Source organism: Candidatus Uabimicrobium helgolandensis, from assembly GCF_041508025.1.
Taxonomy (GTDB): Bacteria; Planctomycetota; Uabimicrobiia; order Uabimicrobiales; family Uabimicrobiaceae; genus Uabimicrobium; species Uabimicrobium helgolandensis.
Genome location: NZ_CP165719.1, coordinates 2,752,223 through 2,770,524, shown reverse-complemented (window position 1 = coordinate 2,770,524; position 18,302 = coordinate 2,752,223). Strand labels below are relative to the sequence as shown.

Genomic DNA, 18,302 nt, shown 5'->3' with positions numbered 1-18,302 from the left:
ATTCATATAAAAAGTTACGGTTTGGACTTAATTATAATTAATGAAGTGCCAAAAGGTGATACAAGTGTCCCTCTTCGTTGGAATGGTGGTTCAGGAAATTTAAAAATAGAACTTTATAAAAATGGATCTTTTGTTCGACATATGAGTTCAGATCGAATAGCTAATGAAAAAAGACATATTATCGGAGAAATAGGTACGGATCTTATTGGTACTGGAACGAGGTACCAAATTAAAATAACTGATAGTTCTGGAACTATTGCGTGGAGTGAGCGTTTTAGAGTCAAATAGAACGTACGTGGAATTTAACTCTAAAATATATTGAAATAAATACATCGTTTTTATCTTAAAAATCGTAAGTTTTGGTTGAGAACACACGAAATTTCAGAAGAGTTAGTTTGGCATAAACCAAATGCAACTTTGAATTATGAAATGAAATAAAATGAAGTGGACGCGACACGCCTTCTAAACATTACTGTTTAGGGTTTTGCCACGAGATGGTCAGCTGCAAGAAAAGCATTGCCATCTATATATCCTTCAAGAGTCATAGACGCAACGATACCATCGCTACCCATAGCACTAACAATTGTAATATTATTGCCTCTTTGATGTGGACGATAACCGAAAGCGCGTTCGCCTCTAGGTGCTCTAGCAAATAATCTTGTCATTGCTGTATTTGAACCGGATTCATCTATAAAAATTAGCTTTTCGTGGTTTATTTTTTTTACTTTTTTTAGATATTCTTCTCTAGATTTTTTTACTCGTTCAGTTTTTTGCTGTTCTGCTTTAAACGTTTTTTTTTCTTGTTAGCTGTAGTTTTAGTAGTTCTCGACTTAGAGTAGATGAACTCACCGTTTTTGCTATTTTGCTTTCTAATTTTTTTATTAATTCTTTCAGAGTAGCATCTGTTTTTTCTAGATGTAATTTATGGAGAACTTCGCGATCTGCATCGTTGAGTATGCTTGCTCTTCCTCCACCATAAGGACAGCGTTCTGAACTACCTTCTTTTTGATATCTGTATACCCAACGTTTTACAGTTGTTTCGCTAATCGAAAACATTTCTGAAAGTTCTCTCATACTACCTAATTTTTTATCACAGTAAGCCGTTATTACTTTAGTTCGTAAATCTTGTGAATAAGCCACTATTTTCTCCTTATTTTGTACTTTTTATAGTATAACTTATTCTTGGGTTATTTCAATCGGGCAGCGCAATAATACGAGGTCTTTGCGCTGCCCTGATAAATCCCCCTTAGCCTTTTTTAACACAGAAGAATACATCTACAGAAGCCTTGTCTACATTAATTAAAGTTTCCTACTCGTCAAAATCATGCCAGCCAAAAATTCAAAACCGCTAGTTTCTGTTCAAATGCCCCCGCTGGTCCAAATACCAAAAGAAATTGGGCAACTCTCTTGTAAATGGCTATTCAACATCGTTTCAAAGGCTCTGGCATGCGTTGGTCTTTTTCTGGTTTCGATCATTTACTTTCCCTTCGTTTAGCTTGGGTTAATCAACGTTTTGATCAACTCTTTTCATAGTCATACCTCTTCTTTTTTCTTTCTCTTTTTTCCCAGCATAACAATTCTCTTATCTCTTTAATTTTCTAATATTCGTTTTCTGTTAAAGTAACTTTTCCAAAATCAATTTTTTCATTTTCTTATTTTAGAGTATTTATCTCGTTTCTAAACCGTATTTATAAAGTCCCCCCCTTTTGTTACATGCGCCCGTTGCTAAAGGTGTATACCAAACAATTGATATAGAAAACCAATGACTATTGGCCGTAATAAACTACAATGATATAGTTATTAATGATCCAACTATTGCTCGGCAGGTCTAGGAGCGATTTATGAAACATGACTTGTTTATTTTTGATCAGCGGCAGCAATCGAAGTAATATGAACTGCATCTTTTTCTGTAGAAATGGAACTATTATTTTCAAAGAGAGAACATACACCTTTTGAGTTGTAGCCGAGAGCATTATTTACATAAAATATTTCTAAATCACCTGGAGCATTGTCAATCACATTTGCTAACAAAAATTTTCCTGGAGCTAAAACATAAAGATGCTCAGGAGTATTATTTATACGCTTTATTAATACTGCGGACGTTTCAGTAATTATTCCTTGGCCAATTATCTCATTTGACGTTTGAGATTTATGAGGTATTATTTGGCACTCTAGTTCTATCAAATCTGCGACAGTCATGGTCCACTTGTTTTCTACCCTTTTAGGTTCTTTCGCAACCAACTTTTCGCCATTTACTTTTGTACCTGCTCTACTTCCAAGATCGACAATGAATACATTGTTGTTTTCTATATAGATAGAAAAATGTTTTCCTGAAATACTTTGGTTTTTTTGCTCTTGTCCTCTTCCAGGCAACAAACGCAAGCAAATATCTTGGTTATCTATATCTATGGCATTACGACCTATCTGTAATCGATCTTTTCCATAAACAAAAATAGTTTGTTTACCGCTGGTAATTTTAGCACGAGAAAGTACAGCCTTTAGATCGGAATTAATCGGGGCTAAACATGGTAACCCTATGACTGTGTCGCTCGTGATAGAACTGTTCATAATTGTGTTGTTCATTGATATAGAGCTACTATAGTTACTGTTATTGTTATCTTGCGAATTATCTTTAAATACTTCGGAGTTAATGTTAACAATGCTTTTTAGTATTTCTAACGCTTTTAATGGCGTTGGAGGTCTATCATTTGGATTTTTTGATAGTAAACTACTGATAAAAGAAGCTAATTCTTTTGATACTTCTGGATTTTCGAACTTTGGTATAGGGAATTCTAGATGCTTTTGTAAAATCTCAAGTAAGCTGCCTCCTGTAAATGGAGGCATTCCTTCTAAACATTGATAAAACATTGCACCAAACGCATATAAATCACAGCGGATGTCAATATTTTTTTCACCTCTTACCTGTTCTGGTGAAATATAATAAGGAGTTCCAAGTATTTGTCCTTCTTGAGTATACATCGTACGATCATCAGCAGTAGAACGCAACATTCCTAGGTCAGAAATTTTTGCTGTTCCATTTCTGTCAATTAATATATTTGCTGGTTTTATATCGCGGTGAACAAAGTTTTTTTCATGCAATTCTTCAAGACCTGTTAATACATTAGCCATGGTATTCACAATAAAAGAAAACGAACAATTACTTTTCATTTTATCCTCAAGATCTCCTCCATTTACAACTTCACATGCAAGATACAGAGTACCATCAACTTCTCCAGTATCATAAGTTCGTACGATGTTTGGATGTTGTAAACTTAGTGCAAGTTTCGATTCTCTTCTAAAACGTTGGATAACATCTTGAGGTTCTCCGGCCTGTTCTAAGGCTTTTGGTAAAATTATTTTAAGTGCAACGTCATTGCCATTAATATCTTGAGCAAAATATACTTTACCCATTGCTCCTTGTCCTAATGTAGAAATTATTGTATATTCACCAAAAGTTTTTTTGCTCATTTATCTCTCCTTTGTCACTTTAAATTATCTATTTATATATTCGTATACATTCATTAGTTTTTCAGGCAACGGTTTTTGAGCAACACGTTCTATTATACTCTCGGTAATTTCTTTAGGTCTTTTTTCAAGTAGATTTAACCAGTTTCGTTCTATTTTTCTGTCTAAAGAGTTATGCTTTATCCATTTTTTTCCATCTTCTATATTTTCAAAATAACAAGCCATTAGTGCAAATGATTTTTGAGAAGTACAGTAGTCAAGCGCACACAGCATAGCGCAATTATCATTACCTTCGAGGTAAGCGGCTTTGAAAACTTTTTCAATGTCTGTTTCTTTGAATTTTAGTTGGTCCAAAGGATTTTTTTGTATTGTTGTATCTAGAAAAGCTATTAGAGTCTGTGGAGAAGTAAAAGCTGCTTGTGAAATTTCATTGCTCAGAAGTTTATTCGTTGGAGCTATTTGTTGGTAACATTTGATTATTTTGTTTTCATTAGCTCCAAAACGATACATATAGCACAAAAACCAAGATTGGCGTGGAATAATAGTTTCTTTGTAGCGCAGTAACTTTTTTAATCTTGATGTTTTCTTTACCAACATGATGATTCTTTTTAGGAGTTTAGCTGTAATTTGCGTACCTTTATCTGAAAGTATACGTGCTAAAATTTGATGTTCTATTTGAAGTGAATCTGCAAGTAAACGAATATTTCTTTTTTGTTCGCTTACAGCGGTGATTTCTTTTACTACTTTGTATAGTTTTTTTAGTAGGCTAGTTTTTGGATTTCTGTTTAAGCTACGCTTGATTTTTGACAACTGCGATGAATACTCAAGGAGTAGTTCTTCTTTTATCTTTTTCCAGTGTATATTGTCACCACATTCTTCATTTAACACTCTCACTCTATGATCTATCGGTATGTGATAATTTTCATAGACTCTTTGATCTTCAAGTACAGTAATATTTTCGAAATGCAGCTTTAAATTTCTCCATAGCCTAGAATTGTTACGGTCGAGAACCATTATATTGGCAATGGTCTCCATAAAAGATATACGAGAATCCTTACCATAGTGAAAATCTCGGACAATAGACATTACTTTTTGATATTGACGATTTCGAAAAGCATACTCAGCACGAGTTAGATAATCGTAATAATCGTTAGTTTGTCCGAGCCAGTAATTTTTAGGTAGTGTAGAAAAATCGTTGTATTTCCAACCTTGAACATGCTTACGAAAATATCCTCTTTTAAAATTCACATCCCAAATTTTTGCAAACTTGTGAATTCCTTTATCTAAATCTTGTCCACTTCTTAACCAAAGCTCCCAAATCTGGTAAAGATACGCCGTGTCACTGCTAAGGATTTCTAAGAGAGGCTTTGATAATAAAAATGCTTCCGTGACATGACCTCGATAATATAGTTCATTTGCTTGATCGATTCTGTCTTTTATCTCTTTTTGATATTCTGTTCGCTTGTGCTCTAAAAAATTACGTTTAGGAATTAGATGCGGTCCGTAGTGGTGAAATAATTTGTCGATAAAATTAATATGAACATCCTGTCCCCACACTTTTTGTTCTTTTTTCATCAGAATAACAATTTCAACATAACGGCTAGACATTTCACTATACACATCTTGCAATCGTATGTGAAACTTGTTTGAGTAGTTTTGTGTGCCTGCAATTTTGTTAATTAATGTGGCAATACTGAGAACATAAAGAGCTTTACCATTGACTACTTTTTGTTTTTGCATCTCTGGGTTTTGAGTGAACATTAACCATAGACTTTTTTCTATCTGAGAGTTTATATAGCTTGCTAGCTTTTCTTTATCTACGCCAAATGAAGACAGTAAGGATAAAAACTCACTTTGAAAAATAGGTAGAATTTTCTTGCTTTGATGGACGTTTATATATTGGTGATGCCTGACTTTGTTAGAGATCAAGGCCACATCTAAAAGATTTTCTGTTTTTTGCACAAATTCTTGATTGTATTTATCGTAGTTGCGGATTAATAAACGATTCTGCATACGTATAAAAAAATCATAAGTATTTTTTACTGTTGGGTAAGGAGAAAGAAATTCAAGTTCAAGATACTCTTTTAATAAATTTGTTTCTGCTAATTTAGTAGAGAAATCGAGAGGTTGATCTTCTCCGCTAAATCTCACTGCTAGCCATTTTAGTTCCTTGTATATTTGCTTAACAGACTCTTGTTGTTTTTGTAGATGAACTTGTTCAATGAAAGCAAGTGATTTACCGAAATATTTGTATGCATTTTGTCTGTCGGTATTCCAAAAATAACTGCCATGCAAATTAAATATGATTGCTAATTCTAGTAAATTTTGAATTTCAATTTTTTCATAATTGAGTTTTGTAAGTAAACTGTTTATTTTTTTGAGACGTTTTTCAAAACCCCAATCTAGACGATCTTGCTGTTGCAATATATCAAGGTTGATTTCACCAACGATTTTAGTTGGTTGCCTTTGCCATTTATATGTTTTTCTTAGATTAGAAAGAATACTGTTAATTTCTTCTGTAAAAAATAGGTTTGTTGACACATCAATAGTGAAAGATTCCTTCTCTTGAAAATGAGAGACAATGACCTTGCATTGCTCTTCTACAACAAATTGAATAATCGTTTTGTTTTGAGGCTTTAGTTGTTGCAAGTACGCTATAGGTACATACGGAAATTCCAAATTTGTTTGAGAGAATAGGGAATCAGATGCTACTGCAAAACCATGGTTTTTTAATTGAAAAATCAAGCTTTCTCGTAGATGTGTATAATGCACTACGTTTTTTACGCTTGTTGGTTTTTTATATGAAATCGGTGCGACTACAATCTTTGACGCTGTTTTTTTTGATTCTTGCTGTAAAAATAATGTTTCTACCTGCGCGTATGTACTGCTTAATAATACAAGTAAACTGAGAAAAGCTCTTTTCATTTTTAGTTCCTTTGGTTTTAAAGAAATCAAGGTGTATAGGCAAATAATGTATCTGGTTTTGCGAAAAATAAAGAGACTTAGAGAATAAAAGTCATGTTATCTTTCTGTAGATAAGCTAATACTTCTAGCACGCTTAATCATTTCTTATTTTACTTTATATAACTTAATGGAGTCTTTGAAGTTCTTTGCTGTACCCTCATCAATAAATTTACCTACAGCCGAAGATAACTGCTCTGTTGTAGGTAAATTTGTTGAAAAACGAGGAAGAGAAAAGTATCCATAAGATCCTTTACTAAGCCAATAGAGAGTATTTTTGTTTACATTGAAGTGCATTACCTCTGTGTCTTTAAAATAATGTTCGAGAAAATATGTTTTTCCCTGTGGACGCGCAAAAAGTATTTTATTCTTCATGTTGATGACAACAGTATTATCGATTACCGTAGACTGTAAAAAACTACCGTTTTGTAAATATAAACCAGGAATCTGTTCTTTGGTTTTTATACGGTTATGGATACGATCATTCTTTAAATCATAAACAACAACTTCTGTATCGCAGGTTATAAATAACCATTTGTCGTTTTTAGTTGTAAAATTATAAGCTGGACGTGGTAATAGAATCATTCTTTTGTCGTTTTTATCCTCAAGGTTAAAAATATAAAAGCTAGCTTTATTTTCGGTAACAAAGAGTAGATTGTTAGCAACCCACCAATTTTGTATGTAAATGTTTTTGTTATTAAATATACACACATATTTTTTTTTCAAGGAAAGAGGTTTTTGAGATGTTGTATCTACAAGAAGTAGTTTATTTTCTTCATCGATTCCTAGAGTATAATCATCAATAAATTTCATGTTGTATGCTTTAGTGGTAAAGGCTTCAACTCTTAGAGAACTTGGATGTGGATTTAAGTTCCAAACATAGAAACTTCCAGTATTTCCAGCAGCAAGTATCGTTTGAGATGGATTTACCCTTATCTTACTAAAGTTTCCAAGTACTTTATGGGGAGAAATCTCAGTTTTTTTACCATTTCGATGAAATATTATTGTTTGACTCTTTGTTGGATAAGCATATATTTCAGAGGTATAGATCGAAGTATATGCTAGGTTATTACGGTGTAGTCCTGAAAAATTTTGTTCACTCCCTTCTTTGGTATGGATAAATACATATTCTCCGTGTACAGCAAGTAGCAGAAAACTATTTTCGCCAAAAGGAAGAATTGTCTTTATGTAAGCTGCAGAAAAAACTTTTAAAGTTTCCTGTAAAACGTATTTACTTTGTCGTTCTTGCCATATTTCAACAACACCATCTACGCGTGCAATAAAGAGCTTTTTTTTCATCCAGAAAATATTTAAAACGCGATTACCACTTGCTTCAAAGATTTGTTGTATACGAATTTTAGAAACAATTTCGTTGCTAACTTTGTTAAAGTTGTAAGACAGCAATTCTCCGTTGGTTTTTCCCCAGAATAATTTTTTTTGATGGACATTATAACAACGAATATCTCCTACCTTTTCAGAGATAAGTATTGGTCCATAAATTTTTGCTGTTTCCCACGAGTAAAATCTTAATTCTATTTGATTGAGGTCTTGGTTTGTATCGACAAAGTATACACCTTTTTTGTCTAAGAAAATCTGTTTAGGATTTTTCGAATACAATAGTTCTCGCCGCTGCAATTGCTTGGAAAAACGAAATACTCCTTTCTTGGTTACTGCAATAATTCCTTGTTGTATAGAAGAATTAATTGCATAGAAAGGTTTGTCTTCTATTTCAATGCTGTGCTTTAAATTCATTGAGTTTGTATCGTAACAATGCAACTGTTTTTTGTTACGTACAAATAATAAATTTTTTAATAGTTGCGCTTCATTCGCAATCACATCGAAACTTTTAATAATAGAGTTATCAATGGTATTACGCCATTCGATTTGTGTTTGTCCCGCAACAAGGTAACTGTTTTCATCTATTTTAGTTATTGATTTAAAGTAACCATTTTCTGGGGTTTCTAATAGCAATGTCTTGTTTTGCTTGTCTTTGACAATAATTCTATTTCCGTAGATAAATGTTCCACAAGGTAAATTGCGAAAAAAATATATCTTATCAAGTTCAGGAACGGTTGTTTTATTCATTAATCGACCATCTAAAGACCATTTACGAATGGCATCTTCATGGACAACTGTTGCTTCTTTGGAGTTTATATCTACTACTTGTTGAGCAATCCACGGTGTTTTTACGAGATGAAAAGAGGGCTCTTTTCCTAGTTGAAAGAAAGTCAGATGCCCTTGCCTGTCTGCATAAATACCATTACTTCCAAATACTTTTAATGAGTTTGTGGCTGAACCACCATTACGATTTACTTGCATTACTTCTTTTTGCAAGTTCATGTCAAACAACACTATTTTTCTTCCGCTATGTATAGAGACCATTATCAGTGCTTGGTTGTGTTTCTCTGTTACGTCAAGGCTCCATGCACCAAAAGCTGATCGATATGGTAGTTTCCAGGTATTAACTACTTTTAGAGAAGAGAGATCGAGTTTTTTGAGGTAATTGTCTTCTATAAAATAGAGATTGTTTCCTTTCAGTGATAAAGCATCTTTGACGTTACCTTTAAAAGGAAATTCAACATCAATAGCTCCTGTTTCACCATCGAGAAGAAACAGTTTTGTTTCAAAAACAGCTACTAGTTTATTTTTCTCTTTCCACAAACGCATGCATTTTATGCGTCCTAACTTGGCTAATACTTCAAAGAATTTCCAACCTTTTTCTTTTGAAAAAAGACCTCTATGTATTGACTTTTCATAAGCCCATAACCATATGGGAGATGTTGAAGTGAGTTGTTCTGCTTGTATCCCAATTAATACTTTAGGTCTTTTCCACGAGATTCGCGAAAATTTTTGTAGTTCTGCAGAAAGGGCCATTTTGTCATCGTCGTTATTTTCATTGATTTGTTTACCAATATCAATTGCATTGCTTAACCACAATGAAGCTTCGCCATATTTGCCTTTTTCTTTGTTAAATATGTATTTCTCTTTATGAAATTTAATGTTTATTTTCTGAGCTGCAATTCGTTGCTTTTCTACCTTTTGATATGCTAATGTTTTTTCTTTTGTTTCATTCAAGGCAATTTGTCTTTGTTCCTCTGTTTTATTCTTTTCGGTATTAATAAGCCAAACACCAATAGTAAGTCCAGTAATTATTAGAATAATGGTGAAAAACAAACTATGACGTAGTCGTCTGTTACGGGTTTCTCTTTTTATTCTTTGCTGTTTTATAACTTTTACTTGCTCTTGTAATTGTTTTGCCGTTTGCGAAGCATCCATATTCTCTAATTGTGCTTCAACAACGCCTAAGTCCCCGTTTTGCAAAGCGATATTTGCATAAAGTACGCGTGCGTCTTGTTCCCCATTTTGTGCTTCGTTGTTTTCATTCCATAACTTGAGAGCATTTTTAAAACCAGAAATAGCGTTATCGAATTTGTTATAGCTATTAGCTGTTTCTTTGTTACATAATACTTCTTTTGCTTCGTTTGTAAGTTTAATACTATCGCGGTGTTTGAAGTATTGTTGGATATCCATTTTAAAATCCATGACAGTAGCATAACGCTGCTTAGGATTTTTTTGTAAGGCTTTAGTATAAATTACTTTTAACTCTTGTTTTTCTTGTGGTAGAGAATCATAATTTTTTATGTCTCCGTTTCGCGCTGCAAGGAGTACCATCCATACACTACTTCCTTGATGAGGAGCATGTCCGTGGATAATCTCATACAAAATAGCTCCAAGCAAATAAATATCTGTTCGCGTTCCAATAAGTGCGCTGTTTCCTTCTGCAAGCTCGGATGGCATATAGCTAGGTGTTCCCATTGGAGAGGTTATTTCTGATTTGTGCAAGAAACGTTTGTCTTCTAGTCTTTCTTCTCCAATATGAACGGATATTCCCCAATCCATCACAACAACTTCACCATATTTTCCCACCATAATATTCTCTGGTTTCAAATCGTTGTGTATGATGTTCTTATCATGAGCAAAAGCGATTGCATCGCAAACTTTAAGTAAAATACTCAAATGAAATTGTAAGTATTCGTCTATTTCTAATTGTTGGTTTAAATCTTTGCCTAAAGTGTCTTTGATAAGTTGTTCAGCATATTGTTTTTGTTCCTCATTTTTAGGATACAATAACTCTTTCCAAGATAATCCCTCTATTTTTTTCATAACAAGAGTTACCTCTTGCTTGTAATTTACGGCTAATTCGTGGATAGGTATTATATGAGGATGTTCAAGAGATGCGGTGATCAACGATTCTTGTAAAAAACGGTGTTTACTAGCACTAGCTTTTATTTTTTTGACAGCAACGCTTCTTTTGAGACTGCTTTGTTTTGCTTTAATAATTAACCCCATCCCTCCTTCTGCGATTTTTTTTTCTTCTGGATAGTGATGGACAATTGGAATCATGTGGTTTTTTATTGTTGACTGTGAACCTAGTTTATTAGGTGATTGTTTGCTAGGAGAATTGTCATCAATAGTGCCACTTCCGGATATGGTATCGCTAGGAGAATTGCCATCGATAGTGCCACTTCCAGATATGGTATCGCTAGGAGAATTGCCATCGATAGTGCCAGTTCCAGATATGGTATCGCTAGGAGAATTGCCATCGATAGTGCCACTTCCAGATATGGTATCGTTTGGAGAATTGCCATCAATAGTGCCAGTTCCAGATATGGTATCGCTAGGAGAATTGCCATCGATAGTTCCACTTCCCGATATGGTATGATATGTCGTGTTAAATTCGTTACTCTCCAATTTTTCAGATGAAAGAATTTTTTCCCAGAGCTCGCGAAATGTATTTTTTTCCATTGATGTATCTTTCAAAAGTTTCTTTTCATATATTACCAATCTAAGAGTCTTCAATATAAGAAAACTTAGATAAACTGTATTTGTGTTGGTTATTTTTTTATGTTGATATGTCTAACTGTCGGTTAAATGTTAATAGAGCTATAAGTATATTTATTTGTGTGTTTTTGTGTTTTAAAATTGGGTGAAATTAAACATTTAGGGTAAAACAGTCACGCTGGTTATTTTTCCAGCTGTGCTATTTACAATAAAATAGTCTTAGATACTGGTATGTTATACTCTTAACGCAGATTTACAATTAAGAGTATAAATATTTGATACCTTTTAACAGACCTTTTTGGTTTAAAATTATTCGCCATAAAAAGCTCGTTATTAGGCAGAAAAAAATAAAAATCCAGCGTTTATAGGGGGATACAAGAGTCCTATGGTGATTTTCCCCTAAATCTGTAGTTTCACCCAAGATTTGGAACTATTTTCAACAATTAACCGTGGTGAGTTTGTTATTAATGGTTTTTCAAATAAAGATATTCTTTCGCATCTTTTTCCTCAAAAGTTTTCTTCTATTCAAGATAAACGTCGTGCCAGTTCAAAAATTACAAGAATGATTTCTATGCTTCGTGCTCACGGACTTATTAGAAAAATTACTAAACGATATCGTTATCATCTTACTACAAAAGGACGCGAAATTCTTGCAGCTATTCTCCAGTGTCAACATATTACTCTTCAACAACTTAATGATATTGCTGCTTAATTTTCTTTGTAAAAAAAACAAACATTTGAACGTTAGTAGTATATAGGGGTCAATGCGATAGCAGAGGGAATAGATAATTCTATTCCTTGAGCTTGAGTGAATATCCTCTTATTTTTATTTCATCTGACATTGTCTGTTTGATCTTGTAGTGGCTAATACATTTAGCAAAGTATATTTTGTAAATCTTGTAAAAGATGCGAATAGTTCTGATAACGTTTTTTTAAGCTCTTGGCCATCATTTTTTTTATAACTTTACATGTTTTGGAGGAGATACTCGGATTATATTTGGTTATTGCTTTTGGTTCTTTTTTCATAATTTCTTGCAATAATAAAACTGATGGTGTTGCTTTAAACGGAAACTCACCAGTTGCCATAAAATAGCTTATGGAACCTAAACTAAAAATATCACTCTGCAATCCAAAGTCTTTTCCCATTACGCGTTCTGGCGATGCGAACATTGGACGACCTATAACATAGTTTCTACGATTAGCTAAACAAACATAAGGTATTTCGTTAGAAATAATAATTTTATTAGGATGTAGTAATCCGTGAATAATTTTGAATTGTGAAGCATAATCTAAAGCTTTGGCTATTTGAATAATAATTTGGAGAATGTTAGATTCGTTGAATGTCCTTCCTTGACAATAAATATTGTCAAATATAGTGTTATATTCTGAAAAGTATTGCTTCACATAGTAAAGGCTCCCGTTTATTTTTCCAACATCATATACTGTTCTTATGTTGGTGTTCTTGAGTGCTATTATTTTTTTTATGTCATGCTCAAAAATCGTATCGTCGTTTCTTTTAATTGAGATATATACTGCGAAAAACTTATTGCCCTTTTTTGCTTTAAAAACGTTATAACTTGGATTTATTTGTTCTATAATCTGGTAACCGTTTACTTTCTCAAAGAATTTCATTCGTGCAAATGTCCTATCTCAGAATACTCCGTTTTTTTAATATTTCAGAGATTAAGTATTTGTTGTCGTGGTTTTTTTTAAGAATTTTTCGTGTGCCATTTTAAGCGTTTATGGATTTCAGGAGCATAATTTTGAACCCATCTGTAGATCGTTATATGATCGATTTTAATTCCTCGTTCTTCAAGCATCTCTCCCATTTCACGATAACTTATATCATACTTGCAATACCATCGTACTGCCCATAATATTATCTCTCCTTGGAAGTGACGCCATTTAAAGTCGATCATTATTTGCTCCATTCATTTTTCGTGGTTTTATATAGCTGTTAATTATACAAAAAAATCAAAATGAATGGAGAACTTATTTTTTACAACAGTGCCTTGTTATTAATAATTTGGCAAAAGTAAGCGAAATATCGAAATCAAGCCATTATTTTAGTTTCTAATTGCCGAGTAGGTGTATCATTTTATGAAAAAGAAATATCACTTATAAGATGTTGCTGTATGCTACTTGACGGAGTAGTTGCAAATCCATCGTCCTAAACCCTACTGCTTTTCCATTTGCTTCTTCATTATTTCAATAGAGGTCTGTTTGCGAGGATGTGGGTTGCCTATTTCAACATAGTAATCAAACTCTTCCATACCCATAGACAACATTTGGAAGAACTGGCCTTTCACCATGCCCACAGCTGGTGCTGGCGCACCCTGAACAGTATGAATCTTCATATGAGCACGGACATGTGTTTTGCCATTCCCCAAGTCTTTGAGTGTCCACGTATTTAAAGCATTGGTAACAAATGGAGGCATCACCGCACCAGCAATCGTATAGGTAAAAGTCATATTTTTCTTATTGTAAGACACAATCTTTTCATCAACAGACGGATTGCCAGGCATGTTCACATAACACGTCCGTCCTGCATCTGCACCGCTGCCGTACCCATCAACTTTGCCAACAGTACTCGACCATTGATCAACTGAGCCGAAGTTATCAGCAGAAGCCGCCCAAACTTTATCAGCAGGTATATCAATAACGACATCACTAATAATCGAAAGCTGTTCCGTTCCATAAGCTGCGCCCGTAAAACGTCCGCCATATTTACCTATCCATTCATTAACCTTGGTTTCAATGTAATCCATTTTCTTGACGTTCATATTTTTCGCATCTTTATGGCTAAAAAAACTGCTCCAGCTTATACCTGTGCCTCCATCTGGTGTCATCATCAGGTGAATCACACCTAAATGACCTTCAACGCCTGACCATGCTAAAATTCCGCCCTTTACGTCTGATTTAATAACATGGCCTTTTGTAAGGCCAGCCGAAGATACCGCATCAAAGACTTTTTGCGGAGCTGCTTCTAAGTGCGCTGTATAAGCAACTTGCAAAGGTGCTTGGGTGAATTGGTCAACATTTAATACGCCAATTATACGCGGCGGCATACTAGCGACACCAGTTTCAGGGACATTAGTACTAGTACAGGAAGCGAAAAAAATGCCTGAAATGGCAATTGCCATATAGGTTTTTAAAAGTGGTTTAAACATGATTATTTCCTTTATTTATTTAAGTTTGATTCAAGTTAAGCGCCTTTTCCCAAGCTTGTAGCTCCAACGCTTCATCAACATTCGTACGCAGGATATGTTGGTAATGGTCTTGAAAACAATCGCCGTTGTGACCTCAAAAATTTATGCAAGGGTAAAAGCTGCAATATCAGCATCGGATACTTTGCCTTTAGTGGTATTTACAGGCGAGCGCTCAAATCGCTTTTCAAGCCAGAGTTAAATGTAAAAAAACTCCCTGCCAATCACCACAATCGCAAAAATGATAAATACAACTATAAATCTCCAAATTTTTTAATTAAGCCGTTTTTTTCATAGCTTCAGTTTTGTGTGGATGAACTTTATCGTGCTAATCGCGAATTCGGGAGAATCATCCGCACGGAGTACTCTTTAAATTTCATCTCTGATCCTCACATGCACAAATGTAATCGACGAGGTTACAACAGAAAAACTCTTGTAGTTGTCTTACACTGGTTATCGCATCTATTATTTATTGGCAAGCCAAAGAAATTCATCGTGTTATTCAGACGCCAGACGACATTAACCTTGAATTTCTCAGCCACATTAGCCCTGTATCCTGGGAAAACATTATTTTATATGGCGATTACATCCTAAATAAAAGTAGAGTAGATTTCTCTTAGGGTGTATTTACGCACGAATGTGCATACTATCCATATTTTCCTTTCTTTTAAGTGTAATTAAAGTTCCTTTTTCCAAGCTTGCGGTTTGAAAACTTCATCGAGATTAGTTTGTGCAATGTGATTGGTAAAATTTGTAAGTGTTTTGAGCGCGATCGCTGTAACAACTTCAAAAATTTGTTCGCGTGTAAAACCAACAGCTAAAAAGTTTTCAATGTCTTCATCTGAAATTTCACCTTTAGTCGCATTCACATGCCGCGCAAATTGACGCAGTGTTTCAAGCTTTGTGCTTGGTAAAGGACGATTTTCACGTAATGCAGAAAGTGTATCTTCATCAAGACCCGACATAGTAGAATGAGCCGCCATACAATAACGGCAATCATTATCCGCAGAGACGGTCATGAAGATCACTTCGCGCTCTGCAGAGCTTAAATTTGCATCTTCACCCAAGACCATAGCAATCTGAGCATAGGCATTTGTGATTGTCGGAGATTCTGCCATCACGGCTGCTATATTCGGGATCATTTGGTATCTCTCCTGCATTCCTTGCAAGATTGGCTTAGAGTCTTCTGGAGCACTTTCAACGGTGTGTTGTGTAAAACCATTCCTCATAATGATTTCCTTTCTGATTATCCAGCTTTTTTCTCAGCTTCGGCTTTTCGAGGGTGTGGCTTGCCATTTTCAACGTAGTATTTGAGTTCTTCCAATCCCATCACGAGCATCTTGCTCATTTGCATTTTCATTATTAGCCCCATGAGAAGGCTAAAAGGGAAACCAATATCTGCCGTCAAATTTGTCATGATTTTTGTTTGGTTGGCACCGACTGGAACCAACTTCCAGGTGTTGCGTAGATTTTTCACAAAACCTGGCATTTTGTCGCCTTGCGCCGAATAGGCTAGTTGCTTTTTATCTTTGTTGTAATGTGTGAGTGTTTCAGTAAAGCCGCCCATCCCGTTATTAGTTTGGCAAACACGGCCTGCACATGGCGCACCATTAGGTACATTTCCTTCTGTCGCTGTGGAAGTTGCCAAAACACTTCCCCATTTTGCGCACTCGGCAAAATCAGGTCCTACAGCCTCCCAGACCTGATCTATTGGCGCGTTAATTGTAATGTCTTTTTGAATTTTCATGACTTCCTTTCCTTTCCTTTCATTTTACTTGATATTATATACCAATTGGTATACAATATATATTATATACTGATCAATATATAACTGTCAAGGGATTTTATACCATTCAGTATATAATTTGCTTGGTACGTTGATATAGAACGGAATAAAATTTAAATTGCACTACAAACAAAGAAGGAAAATCTGCCATGGCAAGACCAAGACAGTTTGATAAAAATGAAGTTTTAGAAAAAGCCATGCTGTGTTTTTGGCAAAACGGCTATGAGGGTTCATCTTTAAAGAATTTGGAAGAGGCCACAGGTATCGGACGCATAAGCCTCTACAACACATTTCAAGATAAAGAGCACCTCTTTATCGCCGCACAGAATATGTATTACCAATCGTCGAATGACTTCATGAGCCAATTTTATAACGAGAATGCCACACTCGATGATTTGGTGAAGTTCATACAAAACGTGATTTCCAAAGACCCTGACGAAGCACCCGCAAAATTTGGTTGCCTAATGGTCAACACTGCTTTGGATACAAAAACAATTAGCGATCAGATTGCGGAGAATGTTAAAAACTACCGTCAGATGATTATCGGTCATTACAAATCTCTTCTAGGCCGATTGCAAAAAAACGGAGAAATTCGATCTGACATCAATATTGATAGCGCAGCAGAATTTATCATCGGTTCATTCTGGGGAGCTATGTCGATTAGCCGTCTTTACAAAGATCGATCCGTAGCTAAACTACAACTTGATATGGTGATTGAAACGATTAAAGGATGGTCGACATGAAATATGAAGTCGACGCGACACGCCTTCTAACCGTTACCAGCTAGGGTTTTGCCGCGTCTCTTCCCAAACCACGGCAGGCACAATTTCTATGCACCGGGCTTTCCGAGTTAAGGAACTACAAGAGTTCCAGAATCATTAGTGAGCATTAACCATGACGAAAGTCACCATGGTGATATTTAAGATGGCACTCCTTGCAGAGGATAACTGTTCGGCGCTGCCTTGTTATGTGAATCCATTCTAACCAGTTTTTTCCTTTTTTGTTTTTCAGATCTTTAACACGACGGACGTGATGGACATAAAAGGGCTGTTCCGTTTTGTTACAGGATTCGCATTGCTTAGCAGCCAGACGTTGTTCTAACTCGGTTGTGCCACTATATAAAAGAGATGGAATGTAACGATCTACGTCCTTTGAATTAGATTTGCAATTTAATTTTGAAGCGAAAGTTGAAAAAATAAACTCTGGAATAAGCAAAAACTTTTTAGGGATAGAGTACCAAGAGTCACCATTCACTAATCTAGTAGATTATTCTAATGTAAGAGCTAAACTACTAATGCTACTTGAAGTAGATAATTCTTTTGCTGACGGTTTTGTTACTCTTGGTGATGAACTTTATAGTTCAGGTTGTTATTATCCCAGTTTGTGGTGTTATATGCGTGCTCGTGCTTTGGAGCATCCTCGTCCGGATATCGTGGAATTGAAAATTGATTATGTTTATGACGGGTTAAAACGTTATGCTAACAATCGTTTTTTGTGCTATATTGAAGATAAAGATGTTGTACTTGGTGCTATCACACAAGAACTAGAAAAATCTCAATCGTGGCTGCCTGCGTTTTACAAAATGGAGGCTGATTTACTACAAAAGCACGAGGAAGTAGATATGGCCATGACGTACAGTGAAATGACTAACCGCGAAATATATCGCCACGATCCTAAAAATCACGGTGTAAAAAAGATATTGGTTCCTTACCAATATTTATTTTTTCTATTGTTTATTATTCTAGCTATCATCTATGTAAAAAAATCTAAATCGTTAATCGAATTTAGTAAGACAATAGAGCAAGAGGAAGAATTTGATGAACATGGTAATAGAGTATACAAGAGCTTTAAACTTTACTGGAGGTAGTTCTTTGCTGATTATCTAACTTTACCATCGCAAATGGTTGTTTGTTTAGAAGAAAAAGATCAGAAAAAGTGTTAGTCGTCGATGATGATCACTCGCTTAGAATTGAAATTCATCTTCGAAACAATGTAAAAAAAGCTTTTAAGCAATTAAATATTTCCTTTTTTGATACGACACC

At 34.8% G+C, this 18,302-nt stretch carries 14 protein-coding genes and 2 pseudogenes; 5 read left to right on the top strand and 11 right to left on the bottom strand.

Annotated elements, in window-relative coordinates; translation table 11 throughout:
- Positions 1-21 precede the first annotated feature (21 nt).
- Positions 22-288, top strand: coding sequence for a hypothetical protein (locus UABHE_RS10050; protein WP_372370130.1), 267 nt, complete (start codon positions 22-24; stop codon positions 286-288).
- A gap of 188 nt (positions 289-476) precedes the next feature.
- Here the strand turns inward: UABHE_RS10050 and UABHE_RS10045 are convergent, their stop codons facing one another.
- The 5 genes from UABHE_RS10045 to UABHE_RS10025 all read right to left on the bottom strand — a co-directional run bounded on the left by UABHE_RS10045 (position 477) and on the right by UABHE_RS10025 (position 11,232).
- Complete coding sequence (locus UABHE_RS10045) at positions 477-692, bottom strand: hypothetical protein (protein ID WP_372371595.1); 216 nt, start codon at positions 690-692, stop codon at positions 477-479.
- A 91-nt stretch (positions 693-783) separates the two neighbouring features.
- Positions 784-1,140 carry a transposase gene (locus tag UABHE_RS10040; protein ID WP_372370129.1) on the bottom strand — a complete coding sequence of 119 codons (357 nt, stop codon included), beginning with the start codon at positions 1,138-1,140 and terminating at the stop codon, positions 784-786.
- 717 nt (positions 1,141-1,857) lie between these two features.
- Positions 1,858-3,468 (bottom strand): FHA domain-containing serine/threonine-protein kinase, encoded by a 1,611-nt coding sequence (locus tag UABHE_RS10035; RefSeq protein ID WP_372370128.1) that lies wholly within the window; start codon positions 3,466-3,468, stop codon positions 1,858-1,860.
- A 24-nt stretch (positions 3,469-3,492) separates the two neighbouring features.
- Positions 3,493-6,390 (bottom strand): hypothetical protein, encoded by a 2,898-nt coding sequence (locus UABHE_RS10030; protein ID WP_372370127.1) that lies wholly within the window; start codon positions 6,388-6,390, stop codon positions 3,493-3,495.
- A 144-nt stretch (positions 6,391-6,534) separates the two neighbouring features.
- Positions 6,535-11,232 (bottom strand): protein kinase, encoded by a 4,698-nt coding sequence (locus tag UABHE_RS10025; RefSeq protein ID WP_372370126.1) that lies wholly within the window; start codon positions 11,230-11,232, stop codon positions 6,535-6,537.
- 460 nt (positions 11,233-11,692) lie between these two features.
- Between UABHE_RS10025 and UABHE_RS10020 the strand changes: the two genes are divergently transcribed.
- The gene (locus UABHE_RS10020; RefSeq protein WP_372370125.1) at positions 11,693-11,980 is read left to right on the top strand and encodes a hypothetical protein; all 288 of its coding nucleotides are present in this window, start codon (positions 11,693-11,695) and stop codon (positions 11,978-11,980) included.
- 161 nt (positions 11,981-12,141) lie between these two features.
- Here UABHE_RS10020 and UABHE_RS10015 read toward each other — a convergent pair whose 3' ends face one another.
- From UABHE_RS10015 to UABHE_RS10005, 3 genes and pseudogenes are all read right to left on the bottom strand, one after another.
- Positions 12,142-12,900, bottom strand: coding sequence for a protein kinase (locus UABHE_RS10015; RefSeq protein WP_372370124.1), 759 nt, complete (start codon positions 12,898-12,900; stop codon positions 12,142-12,144).
- A gap of 92 nt (positions 12,901-12,992) precedes the next feature.
- Positions 12,993-13,187, bottom strand: a pseudogene (locus UABHE_RS10010) (IS6 family transposase); the annotation flags it as partial.
- A gap of 258 nt (positions 13,188-13,445) precedes the next feature.
- Positions 13,446-14,438, bottom strand: coding sequence for an SRPBCC family protein (locus UABHE_RS10005; protein WP_372370123.1), 993 nt, complete (start codon positions 14,436-14,438; stop codon positions 13,446-13,448).
- 345 nt (positions 14,439-14,783) lie between these two features.
- Here UABHE_RS10005 and UABHE_RS10000 point away from each other — a divergent pair.
- Positions 14,784-15,094, top strand: a pseudogene (locus tag UABHE_RS10000) (Tn3 family transposase).
- A 57-nt stretch (positions 15,095-15,151) separates the two neighbouring features.
- Here UABHE_RS10000 and UABHE_RS09995 read toward each other — a convergent pair.
- On the bottom strand, positions 15,152-15,703 hold the full coding sequence (locus UABHE_RS09995; protein ID WP_372370121.1) for a carboxymuconolactone decarboxylase family protein: 552 nt from the start codon (positions 15,701-15,703) through the stop codon (positions 15,152-15,154).
- 17 nt (positions 15,704-15,720) lie between these two features.
- Entirely contained in the window at positions 15,721-16,221 is a 501-nt protein-coding gene (locus UABHE_RS09990; protein ID WP_372370119.1) for an SRPBCC family protein, read from the bottom strand.
- A gap of 188 nt (positions 16,222-16,409) precedes the next feature.
- On the opposite strand from UABHE_RS09990, the gene UABHE_RS09985 reads away from it, so the two are divergent.
- Positions 16,410-17,003 (top strand): TetR/AcrR family transcriptional regulator, encoded by a 594-nt coding sequence (locus UABHE_RS09985; protein WP_372370118.1) that lies wholly within the window; start codon positions 16,410-16,412, stop codon positions 17,001-17,003.
- 145 nt (positions 17,004-17,148) lie between these two features.
- On the opposite strand, the gene UABHE_RS09980 is transcribed toward UABHE_RS09985, so the two are convergent.
- Entirely contained in the window at positions 17,149-17,514 is a 366-nt protein-coding gene (locus tag UABHE_RS09980; protein ID WP_372370117.1) for a hypothetical protein, read from the bottom strand.
- Between UABHE_RS09980 and UABHE_RS09975 the strand changes: the two genes are divergently transcribed.
- Positions 17,423-18,127: a hypothetical protein gene (locus UABHE_RS09975; RefSeq protein ID WP_372371726.1), complete on the top strand. Its 705-nt coding sequence runs from the start codon at positions 17,423-17,425 to the stop codon at positions 18,125-18,127. The two genes, UABHE_RS09980 and UABHE_RS09975, sit on opposite strands and share 92 nt — an antisense overlap.
- Positions 18,128-18,302 lie beyond the last annotated feature (175 nt).

What these genes read in the sequence shown, in the direction of transcription:
- UABHE_RS10035 (WP_372370128.1), bottom strand. Translation starts at nt 3,468, where the DNA reads ATGAGCAAAAAAACTTTTGGTGAATATACAATAATTTCTACATTAGGA.
- UABHE_RS10030 (WP_372370127.1), bottom strand. Translation starts at nt 6,390, where the DNA reads ATGAAAAGAGCTTTTCTCAGTTTACTTGTATTATTAAGCAGTACATAC.
- UABHE_RS10025 (WP_372370126.1), bottom strand. Translation starts at nt 11,232, where the DNA reads ATGGAAAAAAATACATTTCGCGAGCTCTGGGAAAAAATTCTTTCATCT.
- UABHE_RS10015 (WP_372370124.1), bottom strand. Translation starts at nt 12,900, where the DNA reads ATGAAATTCTTTGAGAAAGTAAACGGTTACCAGATTATAGAACAAATA.
- UABHE_RS10005 (WP_372370123.1), bottom strand. Translation starts at nt 14,438, where the DNA reads ATGTTTAAACCACTTTTAAAAACCTATATGGCAATTGCCATTTCAGGC.
- UABHE_RS09995 (WP_372370121.1), bottom strand. Translation starts at nt 15,703, where the DNA reads ATGAGGAATGGTTTTACACAACACACCGTTGAAAGTGCTCCAGAAGAC.
- UABHE_RS09990 (WP_372370119.1), bottom strand. Translation starts at nt 16,221, where the DNA reads ATGAAAATTCAAAAAGACATTACAATTAACGCGCCAATAGATCAGGTC.
- UABHE_RS09985 (WP_372370118.1), top strand. Translation starts at nt 16,410, where the DNA reads ATGGCAAGACCAAGACAGTTTGATAAAAATGAAGTTTTAGAAAAAGCC.